At 68.4% G+C, this 19,533-nt stretch carries 7 protein-coding genes; all 7 read right to left on the reverse strand.

Annotated elements, in window-relative coordinates:
* Nucleotides 1–1,495: polyketide synthase (locus D7W82_RS29080; RefSeq protein ID WP_147439608.1), on the reverse strand; the 1,495-nt coding region annotated here is incomplete at its 3' end.
* Complete coding sequence (locus D7W82_RS29085; protein WP_158617749.1) at nt 1,492–2,262, reverse strand: thioesterase II family protein; 771 nt, start codon at nt 2,260–2,262, stop codon at nt 1,492–1,494. The genes D7W82_RS29085 and D7W82_RS29080, both read right to left, overlap by 4 nt.
* Nucleotides 2,263–2,326: 64 nt before the next feature.
* The gene (locus D7W82_RS29090; protein ID WP_120621458.1) at nt 2,327–6,574 is read right to left on the reverse strand and encodes an SDR family NAD(P)-dependent oxidoreductase; all 4,248 of its coding nucleotides are present in this window, start codon (nt 6,572–6,574) and stop codon (nt 2,327–2,329) included.
* Between the two features lie 18 nt (nt 6,575–6,592).
* A complete protein-coding gene (locus tag D7W82_RS29095) occupies nt 6,593–7,372 on the reverse strand; it encodes a thioesterase II family protein (protein ID WP_120621459.1) in 780 nt (259 codons plus the stop codon).
* A 35-nt stretch (nt 7,373–7,407) separates the two neighbouring features.
* Complete coding sequence (locus tag D7W82_RS29100) at nt 7,408–8,322, reverse strand: chlorinating enzyme (protein WP_120621460.1); 915 nt, start codon at nt 8,320–8,322, stop codon at nt 7,408–7,410.
* The gene (locus tag D7W82_RS29105) at nt 8,319–9,434 is read right to left on the reverse strand and encodes an NAD(P)/FAD-dependent oxidoreductase (RefSeq protein WP_158617750.1); all 1,116 of its coding nucleotides are present in this window, start codon (nt 9,432–9,434) and stop codon (nt 8,319–8,321) included. The genes D7W82_RS29100 and D7W82_RS29105 overlap by 4 nt, the downstream gene beginning before the upstream one ends.
* A 266-nt stretch (nt 9,435–9,700) precedes the next feature.
* Nucleotides 9,701–19,237 (reverse strand): non-ribosomal peptide synthetase, encoded by a 9,537-nt coding sequence (locus D7W82_RS29110; protein ID WP_233588001.1) that lies wholly within the window; start codon nt 19,235–19,237, stop codon nt 9,701–9,703.
* Nucleotides 19,238–19,533: the final 296 nt, after the last annotated feature.

Raw genomic sequence — 19,533 nt, forward strand, 5'->3', positions numbered from 1 at the left:
CGGTGCAGGTGCTGTAGGCCCAGTCGCGAGGGCAAGCGGAGCCGGAGGCGAGGGCCGAGGCATGGCGCTGGGCCAGCTCCTTGAGCGCCGCGTCGTTCTTGGCCGACAGCGCGATGCACACCGGCTCGTCCGTGCTCGCTCGCTCCGCGGGCTGGGCCTCCACGGGCCAATCGGCGAGCACCACGTGTGCATTGGTCCCTCCAGCGCCCAATGAGCCGATCAGCGCATGCCGGCGACCGTTCCTCGGCTCCCAGTGCAGCGGCTGGGTGTTGACCAGGAAAGGGGTCTGGTCGAATGCGATATGGGAATTGGGCCGCTCGTAACCCGCGGTGGGGGGCACCTGGCCATGCCTCAGTGCCAGCACGGTCTTCAGCAGCGAGGCCATGCCGGCCGCGGTGTCGAGGTGTCCGACGTTCGATTTGACCGAGCCGATGGCAACGCTTCCCGGCGCGGTGGCTTGATCCACCGAGAAGGCCTGGGTGAGCGCCGCCACCTCGATGGGATCACCCAAGCCGGTGCCGGTGCCGTGGGCCTCGACGAAGCCGATTTCCCGAGCGGAAATGCCCGCGTCGGAGAGCGCACCGCGAATGGTCTCCTTTTGACCGTCGATGCTGGGCGCCGTGTAGCTCACCTTGCGCGCGCCGTCGTTGTTGATCGCCGTGCCACGAATGACCGCGAGGATGCGATCGCCATCCGCCTGGGCGTCGCTCAACCGGCGCAGCATCAGCACTCCGACGCCGTTGCCTCCGACGATGCCATCGGCCTTTTGATCAAATGGCCGGCAGACGCCATGCGCCGAGAAGATGCTCCCGGTGGTGTGGACATAGCCCGCCATGCGTGGCGCATGCAGGGCGGCGGCGCCGACCAGGGCGGCATCACACTCCCGCTTGCGCAGACTCTCGACCCCGAAGTGGAGGGCGACCAGCGCCGAGGAGCACGCGGTGTGGACCGTGAGGCTGGGCCCGGTGAGGTTCAGGCGATACGACAGCTGGGTCGGCAAATAGTCCCGCTCGTTGAGCACCTTGATTTGAATCTGATCCAAGTGCTCCAGGGCCTCGGCCTGATGCTGAACGTTGGTCCGGAAGTAGGTGTTCATCGCCTTGCCGGAATACAGGCTCATGCCAGACGTGGCGAACACACCCACGCGCATTCCCGCGGCTCGACCCGCGTGGCCCGCATCCTCCAGGGCTTCCCAGGCACATTCGAAGAACAGCCGGAACTGCGGATCCATGACCTCGGCTTCGCGCCTGCTGAAGCCGAAGAACGAGGCATCGAAGAGATGCGTGTCCTCGACGAACGCGGACCGGGGCACGTAGTCCTCGCGGCAGGCCAGTGCCTCGGGAACCCCGTCGGCGAGCAACTCGTCTCGGGTGAAGGTCCGGATCGCGTGGCGTCCTTCCAGGAGATTCCGCCAGAAGGCGTCCAGGTCGGGCCCGCCAGGCAGGCGGGCGGACAGTCCGATGATGGCGACGTCGCGGGTGCTGTCGAAGGTCATGTCTCGCCTCGCGTGGAGGTTGCTTGAAGGGAGGGATTGCTCACGCTGGGCACGGCGTCTCCAGCCGATGCCGCAGCATGCGCGAACAAGGCCTCCACCGTGTGCTTCACGTTGCGCGGATCCCGGATGAAGAAATGGTGGCCAGGCAGCATTCGCACCTGGAAGGGGCCCCGAGTGAAGGCCTGCCAGGATCTGAGATGGCCAATCGCGACCGTTGGATCGTCGATTCCACCCAGCGCCAGCAAGGGCACCGCGAGCCGCAGCGAGGTTCTGGGGGGAACGGGCCAATGACAGCCCTGGGCGATGCAGAAGTCGGCCCGGGTCCGTTGCACGAGGGCGTCGGCCAGATGGGACTCGGCCAGGAGCTCAGCGGGTATCTCGCCAAAGACACGCAGCGCGCTCAGCACACCCGCGTCATCCAGGGTGCGGAGATCCTGCTCATAGGGTGGGACATGGGGCGCACGCCGCGCCGAGACGGCGAGCGCGGCGAGCGCGAAGGCGCGACGCGCGACCGCCTCTCGGGCGACGTGGTGGGCGAGCGCGGCACCCATGCTGTGGCCGTAGAGCATCACCGGGCGCCCATGCGCGGCTTGAGCGATGGCCGTCACCAGGGGCTCCGTCACCGCGGCGAGCTCCTCGACGAGCGCCTCACCAAGCCGGCCCTCACGGCCAGGCAGTTGCACCATCAGGGTCTCGGCCCGCTCACCGACGTGAGCGGGCCAGTCACGAAACGCGGACGCCGCGCCGCCCGCGTAGTGAAACAGCACCAGCAGCCTGGGGCCCCGTGTTGGCGCGCGGTGATGGTTCAGGAGCCACTTCCCAGGCATGGTCTTAGCTCTCGGTCGAGGTGAGCCGGCTCGCCAGGTACGCCGTCAGCTTGGCCACCGTGGGATACTGGAAGAGGTCCACCACGGTCGGCTCGACGCCAAAGGCCTCGCGGATACGCCCCTGCATGTTGGGCAGCAGCAGGGAGTGCGCCCCCAGGTCGAACACGTTGGCGTCGTGTGTCAGCTCCTCCGTGTCCATCTTGAGCACGTCGCACCAGAGCGTCGCCAGCTGTTCGGCCATGGCGGCCGGGTCCGTGGCGGGCGCCTCCGAAGCCGGGGCCTGCTGTCCAGCCATGGCGGAGAGCCGGCTCGCCAGGTACGCCGTCAGCTTGGCCACCGTGGGATACTGGAACAGGTCCACCACGGTCGGCTCGACGCCAAAGGCCTCGCGGATACGCCCCTGCATGTTGGGCAGCAGCAGGGAGTGCGCCCCCAGGTCGAACACGTTGGTGTCGTGTGCCAGCTCCTCCGCGTCCAGCTTGAGCACGTCGCACCAGAGCGCCGCCAGCTGTTCGGCCATGGCGGCCGGGTCCGTGGCGGTACGCGCGGCGAGCGCCGCCACTCCGGCCGCCTTGGCCGGGGCGGCGGTGCTGGAGCGCGGCCGCACGGCAAGCTCGATGCCGAACGCATCACCCAGGGCGTGGATCGCGCGCGGCTCCGCGCTGGTGCGTGCGGTCAGACACGTGAGGGGCTCGGGGGACATGTCGAGTTCCACCCGCATGCGCGGCCGGGTGGCATCGAGTCCGATGAACAGGGTGTCCTGGGCCTGGCTCAGGGCGCTGTCCAGCAACTGCAGCGCGGCGTCGGGCGAGAACACCACGAAGCCTCGCTCGCGGGTGAGCTCCTTGTTCGCGTAGCCGCGGCTGAGGCCCGTCTCGTCCCACATCGACCATGCGAGCGTACACACCCGGGTTCGCTTGCCATTCCAGGAGCCCGCGAGCGCTTCCTGGAAGCGGTTGGCCGCCGCGTAGGTGGCGAGCCCCGGTCCGCCGAAGTAGCCATTGACCGACGAGAACAGGGCCACCCAGGGGATGCCCAGGGCCTCCGCCGCCTCGACGACCTCGCGACTGCCGCTGACCTTGGCGATCATTCCGCCGAGGGCCTTGTCCCGCTCGAGCTGCTCCAGGGGCTGTTCGAAGAAGCCGCCCGCGAGGTGGAAGACGCCATCGGGGGTTCCCCCCAGGGATTCACTGGCGCGCGCGAGCGCCCCCCTCAGCCCGTCGCTGTCGGAGACATCGCCCGCGCCGTAGGTGACCGCGCCGAGCTGGCGCAGTCCGGTCAACGCCGCCGCGCTGGCCGGATCCAGCGCGCGCTCGGCACGGCGCCCGAGGATGGCGACGCGGGCCCCGAACGCGGTCACGAGGTGGCGCACCAGCGCGCGGCCAATGCCACCCAGTCCGCCGATGACGACATAACGCTTGCCCTGGCGCAGGGTGCCGCCCTGTTCCTGCAGGCGGACCGGCGCCAACCGGCTGACCCGCCGGATCCCACGGCGGTAGGCGCACTCGACCTCGCCGCTCGGGTCGGTGAGCTCGCCGAGGACCACCTCGGCGAACGCCTCGAGCGAGTCGATGTCCACGGCGCGCACGGCGGCCCGCGTCTCCTCGCGCACGACCCTCAGGAGCGCGCCGAACATCGCCGCCTTGGGGTCGCCGAGGAGTTCGCCCGTGCCGACACGCGCGGCCCCGTGGGTCACGGCCAGCAGTCGCGGATGATTCTTGCCGAAGCGCCGGGCCAGCGGCGGCAGCAATGCGAGGAGGGCCTCGGTGGCGTCGAAAGACGCCTCGGCTCCGGACTTGCCCTCCAGGGGCCAGGCGTAGATGAGCGGCGCGCCGGCCGCCGTATCGGCGAGGTGCTCGACCAGCCGCGCGGCATCCTCCGCATCGCCCGGCAGCACGGTGAGCCGATCCCCGCCGTTGAGCGCGAAGCCCGTCCCTGGCTCGACCACGAGGACCCGACGCTGTCCCGTGGCCAGCGCCGCCGTCAGCCGCTTGCCCGGCTCACCTGCGGGTGCGAACACCACCACGGTGTCGGGGAGGGCTCGCACGGGAGTAAGTCCGTGCGGCACCCAGTTCCGGCGGTACACGCTGCCGTTGAGTCCCTCCTCCCGGGGGGGGGCGAACAGGTTGTTGGCAGCCGCCGTGTTCTTGCGACCCCGCTGCCAGGCGGGCACCAGGAGGCCCTTCTCAAGCCGGGACTTGAGCACTTCCTTCTGGATCTTCCCGATGGAGGTCCGCGGCATCTCCTCGGGCGCCACCTCCACGATCACCGAGGGCGAGATGCCAAAGGTGCGGGCGAGCTGGATGCGCAGGTCCGACAGCAGCGCCTCGCGCGCCTCGCCGGTCTTCTCGGTATGGAGGAACAGGGCGAGCTGGTCGGTGATATCGCCCGCCTCGCGCACGGCGATGGCCGCAGTGTGGGCGGGCACGACGTCAGGGTTCGTCTCCACCATGCGCTCGATTTCGGTGGGGGCGATGTTGAGCCCGTTGACGATGAGGACGTCCTTGCGCCGGCCCACGATGTGCAGACCCTGGTCGATGATGACGCCCAGGTCGCCGGTGTCGAACCAGCCATCACCGGGGAAGGACTCCCGATTGGCCTCGGGGTTGTTCAGGTAGCCCTCGAAGATGCTGACCCCGCGGATCTGCAGCCGTCCGCGCGCCCCCTCGCCCATCACGTGTCCATCGTCATCGGCGATGCGGACGGTGATGCCATGGATGGGCCGGCCGACCGATACGGACGCGGTTCGGGTCGAGATGCTCCGGAAGTCGTGCTCGAAGGTCACGCCCGAGCACGTCTCGGACATGCCCCAGGCGGGGCGCATGGCATCTGCTCGCAGGCCGTGGGGAGCCAGCAGCTCCATGAACTCCCGCGCCTGCTCGGCGACAATCGCCTCGCCGCCATTGAGGATGAACCAGAGCGCGGACAAGTCCCAGCGCTTCGCGCGGACCTCCTTGGCGCGCGTGTTGAGCAGGCTGTAGCCGAAGTTCGGCGCCCAGGTCACGGTGACCTGGTACTGGCTACACCAGTCCATCCAGATGAGCGGGTATTTGAGCACCAGGTTGGTTTCCGCCTGAAGCTGCGAACAGCCGCACACCACGTCGCGCAGGTGGAACATGACCAGGCCGCCCACGTGATCCAGCGGCAGCCAGTTGAGGGACACTTCTTCGCGGCGAAAGCCGTTGGTGAGGATCGTCGCGCGCGAGCGGCTGATCAGCCGGCGGTGCGTCTGGGGCACGATCTTGGGTTCGGCCGTGCTGCCGGAGGTGAGCAGCAGCAGCGCAGGAGCATCCGGCGGACGGACCACGGGAGTGGTGAGGGGGGCGGCCCTCCGGAGGCTGTCCAGGGACAGCACGCTCCGCCCGGTGAGCCCACCGGCACGCAGCAACTCGGCGACCTGTCCGGCGCGGTCCTCCCGGGTGATGAGCGCCGCGGACGGCAGCCGCGCCATGGTCAAGCGCACCTTCTCGCTGGCCGGCTCTCCTGCGGACAGCAACACCGGTACGGCGAGCGGCACCGGGACCAGTCCGGCCAGCACCGCGCCCCAGAACGCGGGAACGAAGTCATCGGGACTTGCCAACTGCATGATGAGCTCGCTGCCGGGGGGGAGGTTCGCGCTCACCAGTCCCCCCGCGATCCGGCGGGCCTCGGCGAGCAGCTCGGGGTAGGAAGAGAAGCGCTCACCCGCCGAGGTGAGGAAGCGGACCCCGTACTCCGGCGAGATGCGCGCCGCCCGCTCCAGCACCTCGGCCAGCGTCGTGGGCGTGTCGGGCGAGTCGGGCAGCTCAGGCCCCTGGAGAAGTGCCTGCAGCGTGCTGACCTGCGTCGGGCCTTCGGCGAGGGGCATGGGCGCCTTGAGCGGCACTTCCTCGGACACCAGCTCCGCCGTTGGATCCAGGGCGAGCAACCGCTCGCGCAGGGTCGCGAACGCCGTCTCGTCGAGCAGCGGCATGCGCTGGAGTCGAGCCATATCCAGCTGGCCGCCACCATCGCGCGGCAGCCGGGTGAGCGGGACGACGGCTACGAGCTCCCGCGCGGAAACCCCCTGCCTGTCCGCGAGCGCGCGCGCGCCCTCCAGCGTCACCGGCCCGGTCGCGACGACATACGCGACGAGACTGTGTCCTCCAGACTCCTGGCGCGGCAGGACGGCACACTCCCGCACCTGGGGATCCGTGAGCAGCGCCGCGGACAACCGGGCGGCAATCCCATCCACATTCAAGGCATGCTTGTCGGCAAATCGAGACGGGTTCATCGGTGGCGGTCTCCTGGCTCAACGAGACACAGCGGGCAGGGCCACGGGCGGCTTCAACGCCGCGAGGATGGTCGCGACCGTGGACTGGACGTTGTCTCGGATGAAGAAATGACTTCCTGGGAATGTCTTGAGATCAAAACCAATGCTGCTCTGGTGCGACCAGGCGCTCACCTGGTCTGGCGGAGCGATAGGGTCATCCACGCCGGCCAGGCCCGTCATGGGCACGGGGAGCGGTGGCTCCTCGGTCATGCAATAGGAGTAGTCGAGCGCGAGATCGGAGCGGACGATGGGGAGCACGATGTCGAGCAGTTGGGGGTGGGCGAGAATCTCCTCGACCAGGCCATTGAAGCTCCTGAGCTCGGCGATGAACTGCTCACGGGGCAGCTCGTGGATGGCTCCCACGTTGCTGTCGAGTTCCGGGCCGATGTGGCCCGAGGCGAAGAAGTGGCGGGGCAGGGGCTGGCGCAGACGGCGCATCCGGCGCATCGCCTCGAAGGAGAGGATCGCGCCGAAGCTGTGGCCGAACAAGCCATCGATGGGGCCCGGGAGGGTGGCCAGCGCGGACGTGATGCCCTCGACGGCCGCGTCGAAACGGGTCAGCAAGGGCTCGCGGATGCGATTCTCGCGGCCAGGCAGCTGGACCGCGAACAACGCCACGTCCTCCGGCAGGTGGGCCTGCCAGGGCGCGTACAGCGAGGCCCCACTCCCTGCCGGGGGAACGGCGACCAGCGTGAGGCGTGGACACGCCGGCCTCCGGAGGGGACGCAGCCAGGAACTCAAAGGGGGCAGCTCGGCCATCGCGGACTTTCCGTGCACGGAGGAGGTGGAACGCCTCACGCCAGGTGGGGGAAGGCTTGTCCCAGGTTGTTCTCGCGCCTGATGCGGTTGTGCCCGTAGCGGTCCTCGCCACTCACCAGCACACAGCCATAGTTCGCCGCGTCCAGATCGAAGTCCCCACCGTGCGCGCGGAACTTGCGCTCGTATGGATAGACGCGCACGTCCGTGGATGTGTAGCGGCTGGTGATGGCGAAGCGGGTCTTGCGCTGGGTCGAGTTGGGATACGACGCATGCACGCACTTGGCCGTGAAGATGACACACTCGCCCGCTTGCATTTCCATGGCAAGCGCCTGGCTCTCATCGGGCATCCACTTGGGGTCGACCTTGAACTCCTGGAAGTCATAGCCGAAGAAATCGCTCTTCGCCTCGATCGAGCGGTACGCGTCGGTGCGCCCCTGGGTCACGGCCTTGGACTCGTCGTAATAGACCTTGTTGTGACTGCCGGGCAGGAACTTCATGCACCCGTTCTCGCGTGTGGCCTCTGTGAACACCGTCCAGACGGTGATGTCCAGATGGTCGTCGGTCCGTCCCTCCAGGGGCTCGAGCATCGGCACGCCAGTCGCGTAGCGGTAGTTTGCCACCTGATGCCACTCGGTCCCCACGGCGCCGGGAAACTTCGGGAAGAACTCGGTGCGCCAGCCCAGGAGGTTCATGCCCAGGATGCCGCGGACGCGACGAACGATGCCCGGGTGCCCGATATGCTGCGACAGCTCGGGGATGTCGAAGTGTCGGTCGTAGTTGACGTCGTTCTTGTGCAGCATGTTCGTCCGGTCCGCGTTGCGCATCCGGATGGCGTGCAGCATCTCGCGAGCCACCTCGGGCTCGTAGAGCTTGAAGGGACCGATCACCCCATCCCGCTTGAAGCGGGTGATTTCCTCTGGGGTCAACAGCGTGTCAGAAGTGGTGTTCATGGGGTTGCCTCTAAAGACGCGGCCTCTTGAGGGACGCGGTTGGACAGGTACGACGCGATCTCTTGATCAATGAATTCCGCATCTCGGCCGACGCCGCCCAACAGGGAGGAGTCGAAGTGGTACTGCCACTTGAGGCCGAGGAAATAGAGACCCGGCGAGTTCGACACGCCCCGCTGGTGCACGGGCGCGCCCTGCTCGGTGAAGACCGGGACCTGGACCCAGGGGTAGTGGGGCCGGTAGCCCGTGGCCCAGACGATCCCGCCGAAGCGGTGCCGGGTGCCGTCGGCGAAGTGGACCTCGTTGCCCTCCACGGCCATCACCCGGGACTGAAGCTTGATGCCGTGCTCGGCGGCGAGCCGCTCCGGCGAGGTGCCGATGACCTCGTCAGGCTGCTGCTTCATGCGGCTGCCCAGTCGCGAATCGGCGGTGACCCGAGGGAGGCCGAGGAGATGGGACCACCAGAAGAGATCCCGCCCGAAGATGCGGCGCCGCAGCCACGCCGTGCGACCCAATGCCAGATGGACCTGGTGGACCCGCGCCAGGTCCTGGGCGATGCCCGCACCGGAGTTGCCGCAGCCGACCACCAGGACGTCCTGGCCCCCGGGAATCTGCTGGGGCTTGCGGTAATCCTTGCTGTGCAGCTGCACCACCCGCTCATCCACGCCGCGCGCCGCTTCCGGGATACGGGGCTCATGGTACGGACCCGTGGCGATTACCACCGCAAGGGCTTCGAAGACTCCTTGATTGGTCTCGATCCGGTAGACGTCTCCCTCCCGGCGCAGGCTGCTCACGTGGTGCTGGGTGCGGACGGGAATGGAGAACTTCTGTGCGTAGCGGGCCAGGTAGTCGGCCACCTGATCCTTGGTGGGAAAGGACCACGCAGGCCCTTCAAAGTCCTGACCGGGCAGATTGTTGTACGGGCATGGGGTGATGAGCTGCAGCGACTCCCAGCGATTGCGCCACATGTGGCCGACTTCCGAACCACTGTCGAGGATGATGTACCGCTGGCCGCGTCGCGACAGGTAGTAGCCCAGGGCCAGACCGCTCTGGCCTCCGCCAATGATTACAACGTCTGTGCGATGCGTGGAGTGTGCTTGGGTGAAGGAAGTCATCTCAGTGCGTCTGCTCGCCAGGTGTTGGTTGTTCTTCAGGGTTGCTGCTGAGGGATGCCCGCATCTAACAAGTTGAGCCGCAGGTGCTTGTCCGGCTGTAGGGACGTTCGCCCCGGCCCTCGGGCAATGTGGCCCTCGACGAAAACAGGTGTGGGTCTGCTTGCCGGAGGTTCCCGAGGACGACCTGCACGCCAAACCAAGCCATGCCGCGCATGAGAGATGCGCGGCTGCTCCCATCTGATTCAGACGAGGGGATGCCTCGGTGTCTACTTGTCTCGGAGTGCCGCGCCCAGCCGCTTGGCCAAGGTGGCGACGTGAGGCTCGTCTAGAATCGAATAGTGGTTGCCGGCAATGCGGTGGTGCTTGAGGCTGGAGGTCAATCGCTTCCAGGGAGCGACCCGCTCGCGCTCCTCGGAATCGGCCGCGTCCAGAAGCAAGACGGGGGCTCGCACGGGGGTCGGGGCATAGGCATCCATGGCCGCGCTGTGGCGGACGAATACGCGGTACAGGCGCCCGAGTTGCTCGGCTGTGACGTCCTGTGCAATGGCATTCTGGGCCTTGGCCCGCTCCAGCACCGCGGTCAACCGGGCGGCATCATCAAAGTGCTCGAGTCCACTCAGGTCGAGGTCGCGAACACGGCTGCTGGTCGCCAGCAAATCCCGCATGAACCACGCCAGGAGGCCGAGACCGTCTAGCATGGTTTTGCGGCCTGGCACAACGCTGTCAATGAGTGCGAGCAGTTCGACTTCATCTCCCTGCTCCTCGAACACCCGAGCCATCTCCAGCGCGACCAGTCCACCCATGGACCAGCCGCCTAGCAGATAAGGCCCTCGGGGTTGGATTCCGCGCATCGCGTCCACATAGACACGGGCCATCTCCTGCAAGCTGTCGAGCGGCGTCTGCTCACCGACGAAGCCGCGCGCTTGCAGTCCATACACCGGACGCTTCGGCGAGATGGACGCGACCAGGGCGCGGTAGCAGAAGACGTTTCCACCGACGGGGTGCACCAGGAAGAGGGGGCGTTCGGAGCCCTGCTTGCGCAGCGGCACCACGGGCGACCAGGCCGGAGTGTTTGACACGGCCGCCGCGCCGGAGACGTGCGCCGGGTCCGCGCCCTCCAGCGCCGCTTGTTGGAGCCGCTCCGCTTGATGGGCCAGCGTGGGTCCCTCGAGCAGACTGGACAAGGGCAGCTCACGGCCCAGCTTCGCGTTCACCCGCGCCAGGAGGCGGACGGCCGCGAAGGAATGGCCGCCCAGTTCGGCGAAGAAGTCGTCGTGGATTCCGATGTCGTCGACGGCGAGGACCTCGCGCCAGATCTCCGCGAGGGTCTGCTGGAGCGGCGTCTGCGGCGCGACCCGCTTGGCTCGGCGAGCGACGTCGAGCACGGCGTCGGGGGCGGGCAGGGCCTGGCGGTCGATCTTGCCATTGGAGGTCAATGGCAGCTCGGACAGCAGGACGAACTGGCCCGGGACCATGTAGGCCGGCAACTGGGTCGCGAGGTGCTTGCGCAGGGCTTCGGTGTCTACGGCGGCGGGTGCGTCTCCGGGCTCCGTGTCCTGGCCCACGACGTAGGCGACCAGACGCCGCTCTCCGCGGCTGGGACCGTAGGCGGAGACCACGCAGGCCTTGACCCGCGGGTGCTTTTCCAGACTGGCTTCGATTTCGCCCAGCTCGACGCGATACCCCTGAACCTTCACCTGGTGGTCCGCGCGCCCGAGGAACTCAATGTTGCCATCCGACAGGTAGCGGCCGAGATCTCCAGTGCGGTACATCCGCTCGCCGGTCACAGGGTGATGAATGAAGCGATCCCGGGTCTTGTCCGGATCCGACAAGTAGCCTTGGGCCAGGCCGATGCCGGCGATGTAGAGCTCTCCCTGGACCCACGTCGGCCGTGGACGCAAGGCGGCGTCGAGCACGTGAAAGCGCTGATTGTCCAAGGGGCGTCCATAGGGAATGCTCTGCCAGGACGGATCCACGCGATCGATGGGGTAGATGATCGACCAGATCGACGCCTCGGTCGCACCGCCCAGGCTGGCCACCTGACATCGCTCCGTCCGGGCTTGGATCCGGCCAGGCAGTGACACCGGAATCCAATCGCCGCTGAGCATGACGACCCGAAGGCTCTCGAGGGGCGCGGCGTGCTCCTGCTCCTCCCGATCCACCAGCAGCTGCATCAGCTGGGGGACCGAGTTCCAGATGGTCACCCGGTGCTCGTGGATGAGCCGGGCCCAGTGCGCGGGCTCGCGGGCCTGCGCGGCATCCGGAATCACGACGCTGCCGCCAGCGGCCAGCAGTCCGAAAACATCATAGACCGAAAGGTCGAAGCTCAGCGACGACACCGCCAGCACCCGATCCTCGGGCCCGACGTTGAAGCGCCGGTTGATGTCGAGGACCGTGTTGACCGCGCCGCGATGGTCGATCATCACTCCCTTGGGCACGCCGGTCGAACCCGAGGTGAAGATGACATAGGCGAGATCGGACGCGGTCTGGGTGAAGGGGAGCGGCGTGGCGTCACCCGTCTCGGATTCACGCGCGACCACGAGGCGTGGCAAGTCTTCAGGCCATGCCACCGTGGACTCGAGCGCTTGCTGCGTGAGGATCATGGCCGCGCGGCCATGCTGCATGAGCGTGTGCAGACGCTCTGTGGGGAGGGAGGGATCAACGGGCAGGTACGCGGCGCCCGCGTGGAGGACTCCAAGCACCGCCACGAGCTGCTCCCAGCCCTTGTCCATGCTGATGGCCACGAGCTGGTTCGGGCCCACGCCGTGGGCGCGGATGCGGTGGGCCAGCCGGTTGGCGCGCTCACTGAGCTCGCCGTAGGAGATGACCCGCTCACCCGCGATGATCGCGGGGTGTTGGGGACGCTGGACCGCTTGTGCCGCGAAGAGCTCGTGGAGCATCTCGCGGGCCTGGGGCTTGTCCGAGGCATTGGCCCGGGTGCGAGCGTCGAACTCGGAGGGACGAAGCTCGACGGGCCTGACCTCATCCCAGCCACGGCCCTTGGCGAGCTTGGCCAGAAGGTCGGTGAAGATCGCGAACATGGACGCGGTCAGGCCGGGCGGGAAGATTCCCTTGCGCACATCCCAGTGGAAGCGCAGGCCCGCGCGGGACTCCATCACCTGATGGTCAATCCACACATGGGGGGTTTGCAGCCGGTTGCTCACCACCGTGAAGAAGAGCGCGTCCGACTCGACCTCCGCGGCGGACATATGGAGGCTGCTGGCCAGGACCACGGGCATGGACGACGCCACGCTCGAGCCCCGCTGCCGCGCCAGCTCGCGAACGACCTGGATGCCGCTGACCTGCGCGTGCTCCATGTCGCTCCACAGCCGTGTCTGCAGCGCGCGCACCCGCTTCTCGAAGGGCAGGGGCTCGCGGTTGTCGACCTCGAGGAGGATGGTGGTGCTGAAGTTGCCGACCACTTCTTGAATCCGCGGATGCCAGGACGGCCGGTTCTGATAGAGCAGATTCAGCGTGAAGTGCGGGCTCTCGCAAAACTCCGTGATGGCTTCGGCATAGACGGCCGTCACCAGCGCCGCCGGCGTCAGGCCCGCGGCACGCGCCCGCCGCTTGAGGGCATCCCAGGCGGCCCGGGGCAGCAGACCCTCATGCCGCATGAACGCCGTTCCTTCGTCCCGCGCCTCCTTGTCCTGGGCGTTGTTGGCCCGGGGAAGGCTCGGCGCCAAAGGCAGCGTTGCCAGGCGATCACGCCAATAGGTCTCGGCGCGCTTGAAGGCCGCGGTCGCGCGCGTCTCGCGCAACGTGTTCACGTAGTCGCGGTAGTCGAAGCCGACAGGCGGAAGGTCGGCGGTGACATCGCGGTACATCTGGTCGAGGTCGCGGATGAAGATCCGGCCGCTCTGCAGATCGCCGAGCAGGAGAGGAAAGCCCAGGTGGATGCGGTAGCGCCGGGCGTCCAGCCGGTGCACGCGCAAGGCGAGAGTAGGCCAGGTGTCGGGCGACAAACCCCGGGAGGCGATTTCGATCTCGGTTCGCCGCAGCGTGGCCGAGCGCTCCTCCTCCCCCAGGGCACGCAAATCCACGCAGTCGATGCGGAACGGGGGCGTCTGGGACAGCACCTGCTGGAGGCCGTCCTTCCGGATGACCGCGCGCAGCATGGGGTGCCGCTCGATGACCTTCTGAAAGGCGCGCTCGAAGCGGTCGACGTCGAGGTCCAGGATCTCGTGCTCAAGATAGGCCACGCCCGGCAGGCCGCCACCGGACAGCGAATCGGACTGGCCCAGCCAGTAGGCCTGCTGCAGTTCAGTGAGATCGAAGGGCTCGTGGCGATGGGTGGGGTCGGGCCGGATGACGACCGCCCCCACCTCGTCCGGCGCCGACGCCGATTCGCTCTTGGACTGCTTGTCTGCGATCACCCGCGCCAGTTGCCGGATGGTCGGGGCGTCGAAGAGCACTCCGAGGGACAGGTCCACGCCGAAGCACTCGCGGATGCGCGCGACCATCCGGACGGCCGACAGCGAATGGCCGCCGAGCGTGAAGAAGTCTTGATCCGCGCTCACGGTGGGAACGCCCAGGAGCTCCAGCCAGATGTCGGTCAGGGTGGATACCTCGCCCTGGGCCGTCGGCTGGCCCAGGCCTGTCGAACCGGCGCGCTCCGTTTCCTGGGCGGGGGCCGCGCGGCCCGCGTCCTCGCGACCGTGCTCCAGGAGGTCGAGCACTCCACCGGAGCGATACCGGCCGAGCGCTCCAGTGCGATAGACGACGCCCGGGCCGAAGGGGTTGGGCATGACCTGCTCGCCCACCGCCACGCCAGTCACGCCAACGAGGATCTCCCCCACGTGCCCCTCGGGCGCTGGTCGGCCGCGGACATCGACGACATAGACCTCACCCGAGGCCGTCGCGCCGTGGGGGGCCACCGTGTTGGCCAGGAGCGCGGAGAGCGTGTCGCGGAGGCCCTCCGGCGCGCGACGGGGCGTGGCAGGGGCCCGGAGGAGGGCCACCTCCGCTGCCGCGTCGCGCAGGGGCAGGTCGTGGACCTGCGCGTTGGCGTCGAGCACGAGCGCGCGGAGCATGACGACGAACTGGTTCGCCAGCGTCTCGAGCGTGCCCCGGTCGAACAGCTGGCTGTTGTAATCCCATGAGATGACGACCTCGCCGTTCACCTCCATGATGTTCGGCATCAGGTCGTAGTCGACATATCGCGGGCGGAACTCGAGCTGCTCGACAGCAAGCCCTTCGAGCCGCGGAAGGTCGACCCGGTCCCAGTTGAAGGCCACCGAGAAGAACGGGGCGCGGCCGGCCCCGGTGCTCGACATCGCCTTGGCCACGAGCGCGCTGAAGGGATAGCTCTGGTGGTCGTAGGCATCCAGCAGCGTGGCGCGCAGGCGGTCGAGGTACGTGGCCACGCTGTCGCCCAGCTCGAGCCGGCTCACGATCGGATACACGTTGGACAGATAGCCGATCATGGTCTGGCTTCCCTCGCGACCACGGCCACCGAACGGTACGCCCACGACCACCTGGTCCTGCCGGGCAACGCGATGCAAGAACGCGGCGAACGCGCCGAGGACGACCATGAAGTAGGTGCTGCGAATCTCCTGGGCGAAGCCCTTGAGGCGCTTGAAGAACGCGGCCTCCAGCGTGAGCGTCACCCGGTCGCCGTCATAGGTCTTGATCGGGGGCCGACGGCGGTCGGTGGGCAGCTCCAGCACGGGCAGCTTCGTGCCGATCACCCGGAGCCAGTAGGCCTCCTCGCGGGCATAGTCAGCCTCCTGGTGCTGGGCGAGCCTCCAGTGCACGTGCTCGGCGAAGCTCGGGGCCGGAGGCAGCCTGGCGGCCTTGCCCTCATCCGCGTAGAGCGCGGCGAGCTCCGTCAGGAGGATGCCGACCGAGACCCCGTCGCAGACCAGGTGATGGCTGGTGAGCACGAGCACGTGCTCCGTCTCTGTGAGCTTGACCACCGCCAGCCGCACGAGCGACTCGTCAAGTTCGAAGGGCCGCTCGGCCTCGTCCGCCAGACACGCCTCCAACTGCCGCGCACGCGGCTCGGAGTCCAGGGCGGACAGATTGATGACCGGGACCTCACTCACGCCTCGGGCCAGCACGGACTGGCTCTCGCCATCGTCGGCGAACACGATGCGCAGCGCTTCATGACGGGCGATGACGGCCGCGTAGGCGCGTTGCATCGCCGCGACATCGAACGGACCGGTCAGGCGCAGGACGATGGTCTGCGCATAGGCCATCAGGCCATCCGCGCCCATGCGCGCGAGGAACCAGAGCATGCGCTGGTCCCCCGTGAGGGGGAGGCGAAGCGCGATTCGCTTCCCTTCGTCTTCGTCAGCGCTGCTCGCGGGGACGGCGGTCTCCGAGGCCGGGGCCGAGCCCGGACGGCCCGCGGAGCTCCTCGCGCTGGGCATGACGATGGGCGCCGTCGAGGTGTACGTGAGGCTGGTGGGGGGCGCCTTCTGGGTGGGCTTTCGGTAGCGGTCCTTGAGCTCCCCGAGAAAGCGCAGGTGGTTGCGCACGTAGTCGTGCTCGACGCCGAAGTCGATGAAGCAGGCGAGCTCGTCCACCCCCGCCGCGACGAGCTGATCGACCACGGCGGCCGTGCTCTCCACGGTGCCGATGAGCGCGTTGCCCGACGCATAGCGGTTGTAGGCCGCGTTGAGCAGGAACGCGCGGTCCTCGGGGGTCAGGGTGTCGAAGTCCGCGGTGAGGCCCTGCTCGCGCACCATCTGCTGGAACAGGCCGAGGGACGAGGCGAGATAGCGGCCAAAAGGCGCTCGGGCCTGCTCGCGCACCTCGTTCAGCTCCGCGCCCACCAGCGTGTGCAGCAGCACGGTGACGTGGCCCCGGTTCGGATCCAGGCCGACCTCCGTGCGGGCCTGCCGGTACGCCTGGATGTTGTCCGCGATGTCGGAGATCTTCTGGCCGATGAGGTTGGTGAGCACGCCGAGGCCGAGCCGGCCCGCCATGGACCAGGTCTCGCGATTGCCGAGCGTGGTGAGCCACAGGGGCAGCGAGGCGCGGGTGGGGCGAGGGAAGATACGGACGGGGACATCCTGCCCGTTGGGGCCGGAGAACGGCACTGCGCTGGCGCGCCAGAGGTGCTGGAGCGCGCCGAGGCGCTCGACCATCACCTCTCGCTTGCGCTCCCAGCTCTCCGGGTCGAGCACGAAGTCGTTGGCGTGCCAGCCGGAGGCCAGCGCGATCCCCACGCGGCCCTGGCTGAGGTTGTCGAGTACCGCCCACTCCTCGGCGACCCGGATGGGGTGCTGAAGGGGGATGAGCACGCTCGCGCGCAGATCGACCCGCTTCGTCCTTTGTGAGAGCGCCGCCGTGACCACGGAGGGGTTGGGCGAGAAACCGCCGAACGAGTGGAAGTGCCGCTCGGGCAACCATACGGCCTGGAAGCCGTTCTCATCGGCGAACTGGGCCCCGTCGAGCAGGAGGCTGTACTTGTCCGCCTGGGCGTCCTCGGCGAGGTCGCCAAAGTAGTAGAGGGAGAAATCGATGGTGGAGCCGTCGGAGCGGCGAGCGGTGTAGCTGTCGTCGACGATGGGCGCGGGCATCGCGCGCGGCGGAGGCTTCGTCCGCGATGGCTCGGGGGCGCGTGCGGCCGGGCTGCCCTCATCCTGGCGCATGGCCCGGCCGAGGAGCGAAGCGCGGCCCGCGTCTCGCGGCGCCGGGACCGCGGAGGCGGCCGGGCTGGCCGTGGTCTTCGCGCCCGGAGAGGCGTGTCCGTCCGAGCCGGAGCCCGGACGCCCCGAGCCTCCGCCGGGGCCTTCCCGGCCGGGCCAGAACCCGCCGGCCTTCAGCTCGCTCACACTCTCATGGACGGCCTGGATGATGGCATCCATGTCCTTGTCGTCATGGGCGGTCGAGATGAAGCAGGTCCGCCCCTCCCACACGTACACGCCCTTCTCGATGAGGTGGTAGAAGAAGAGGTCGAGCTCGATCGGCTGGTAGACGAAGCTCAGGTTGCCCGACTGCGCGAAGCGGAAGAACGAGCCGAAGTTGACCGCCATGAGCGGCACCTGATTGTTCGTGAAGACCTCGTTCAGGATCTCCATCAACCGGTCGGCGCGCTGGTTGAGAGCTCGCTGCAGCTCGCCGCCCTGGCGCAGCATCTCCGTCAGCGTGGCGTGACATGCCGCCATGGCCAGCGGATGCATGCTGAAGGTGCCGGCGGTGTACGTGGTGTTCTCCTGGGGCGCGCTGTCATCGCCGTAGTTCCAGGCGCCGCCATCGACGCGGTCCATGATCTCGCGCCGGCCGGCGATGACGCCCAGGGGGAGTCCGCCGCCGATGATCTTCCCGTAGGTCACCATGTCGGCCTGGACGCCGAACCACTCCTGTGAGCCGCCGAGGGCGATGCGGAAGCCGACCAGGATCTCATCGAACACGAGGAGGCTTCCCGTCTCGCGGGTGACCTCGCGCAGGGCCTGCAGGAACTCGGTCGGGTGCAGGTCGGGACGGCGGTTCTGGACCGGCTCGACAATCACCGCGGCGAGCTCGTGGCCGAGCGCGCGGATGGTGTCGATGGACCGCGGGTTCGCGTAGGGCAGCACGATGACGTCATCGATCATCCGCTGGGGCGTGCCGAGCGTCATGGGCCGCGCCGTGGCGCCGCCACCGTCGATATCGGGCGTCACCATCGTGGCGTCGAAGTGTCCGTGGTAGGCGTTCTGGAAGACCACCACCTTGGAGCGGCCCGTGGCAGCCCGCGCGATGCGCATCGCGGTCATCACCGCTTCGGTGCCCGAGTTCAGGAACAGCGCCCGGTCCATGCCCGTCACGGACGAGATCAAGCGGGCGCACTCACCCGCGAGCTCGCTCGCGGGGCCAATCTGGTAGCCCTTTTCGAGGCGAACGGCGAGGGCCTCGCGCACGAAGTCCGGGTTGTGTCCGAACAGCGTGGCGCCAAAGCCCATGGCGAGGTCCACGTACTCGTTGCCGTCCAGGTCCCGGATCCTCGAGCCCTTGGAGTCCGTGGCGACGATGGGATACGTGAGCTCCTTGGTCTCCAGCCGGAAGCCCGACGAGGACCTTCGGGTGTTGACCAGCTTGCCGCGAGTCGCGGCCGCCAGCTCCTTCGAGCGGCCCGTCTTGCTCGTATAGCGCGCAGTGAAGCGGGCCAGATACTCGGCCTGCTCGGCCGTGAGGCGGCTGGCCGGCGGGCGCGGCGTCATCCCCGGGGCGGCCGCGGGCTTCGTGTTTCCAAACCGGGGCGGCTGGTAGGCGCCGGTTGCCGTGGGCGCGGGCGCGGGCGCACTCGCCGGCGCGGGGGCCGGTGCGAACGTCCTGGCGGGCTTGGGGGCTTCGGGCACGAAGGCCTGCTGGGGCGCGGCGGGCGCCGGAGTGCCCATCCTCGGGGCCGGGGGCGCCGGAGCACGGACCGGCTCGGCCGCGGGGGTGGCCGGCCCGCTGTGCCTGGCGGCGACGCCGTCCGCCACCGGTGAGGTCGCGACCAGGTGGGCCGCGATCTGGTTCACCGTGAGATGGACCTCGAACAAGTCACGCACGGACATCCGGACCTGCCAGATCTCCGCCAGCTTCTTGATCGCGGACACCATGACGAACGAGTCGGCGCCCAGCTCGAGAAGCGGCGTGTCCTGGTCGAGGCGGTCGGCCTCCGTGGACAACTGTTCGGCGAACAGCGCACGGACGGCGCGGGCAGTGGCGGCAACGGCGGTCGTGCTGTCCGGAGTGGCTTGGCGGGTCTGCGCGTTGACTTGCATGGTGTCTTTCTTGCTCTCTACGAAGGTCTTGCTGGCCCAGAAGCGAGTGCGCTCAAAGGGGTAGGTGGGCAGGCTCGTCCAGCGCGGCGTCTTCCCCGGGAACAAGCCCTTCCAGTCGAGGTCGAGGCCGAGGGAGTGGAGGGAGGCGGCGGCGGAGCAGAAGGCGCGCTCAGGGTCGGAGGAGTCGAGGGAGGGAATGCAGGAGAGGCCCTTGGAGGCGGAGCGCAGCAGGGGTGTGAGGACGGGCCTGGGGCCAATCTCGAGGAAGTGGGTGAACTTCTTGGCGAGGAGGGCCTCGAGGCCCTGGCGGAAGAGGACGGGCTGGCGCAGGTGGCGTGCCCAGTAGTCGGGGACGAAGAGGGAGGGGGTGGCGAGTGAGCCGGTGAGGTTGGAGGCGAGGG

Source organism: Corallococcus sp. CA049B (assembly GCF_003611685.1).
GTDB classification, from domain to species: Bacteria; Myxococcota; Myxococcia; order Myxococcales; family Myxococcaceae; genus Corallococcus; species Corallococcus coralloides.

Coding starts and splice junctions, on each gene's coding strand:
- D7W82_RS29100 (WP_120621460.1), bottom strand. CDS start 8,322: ATGAACACCACTTCTGACACGCTGTTGACCCCAGAGGAAATCACCCGC.
- D7W82_RS29090 (WP_120621458.1), bottom strand. CDS start 6,574: ATGAACCCGTCTCGATTTGCCGACAAGCATGCCTTGAATGTGGATGGG.
- D7W82_RS29105 (WP_158617750.1), bottom strand. CDS start 9,434: ATGACTTCCTTCACCCAAGCACACTCCACGCATCGCACAGACGTTGTA.
- D7W82_RS29095 (WP_120621459.1), bottom strand. CDS start 7,372: ATGGCCGAGCTGCCCCCTTTGAGTTCCTGGCTGCGTCCCCTCCGGAGG.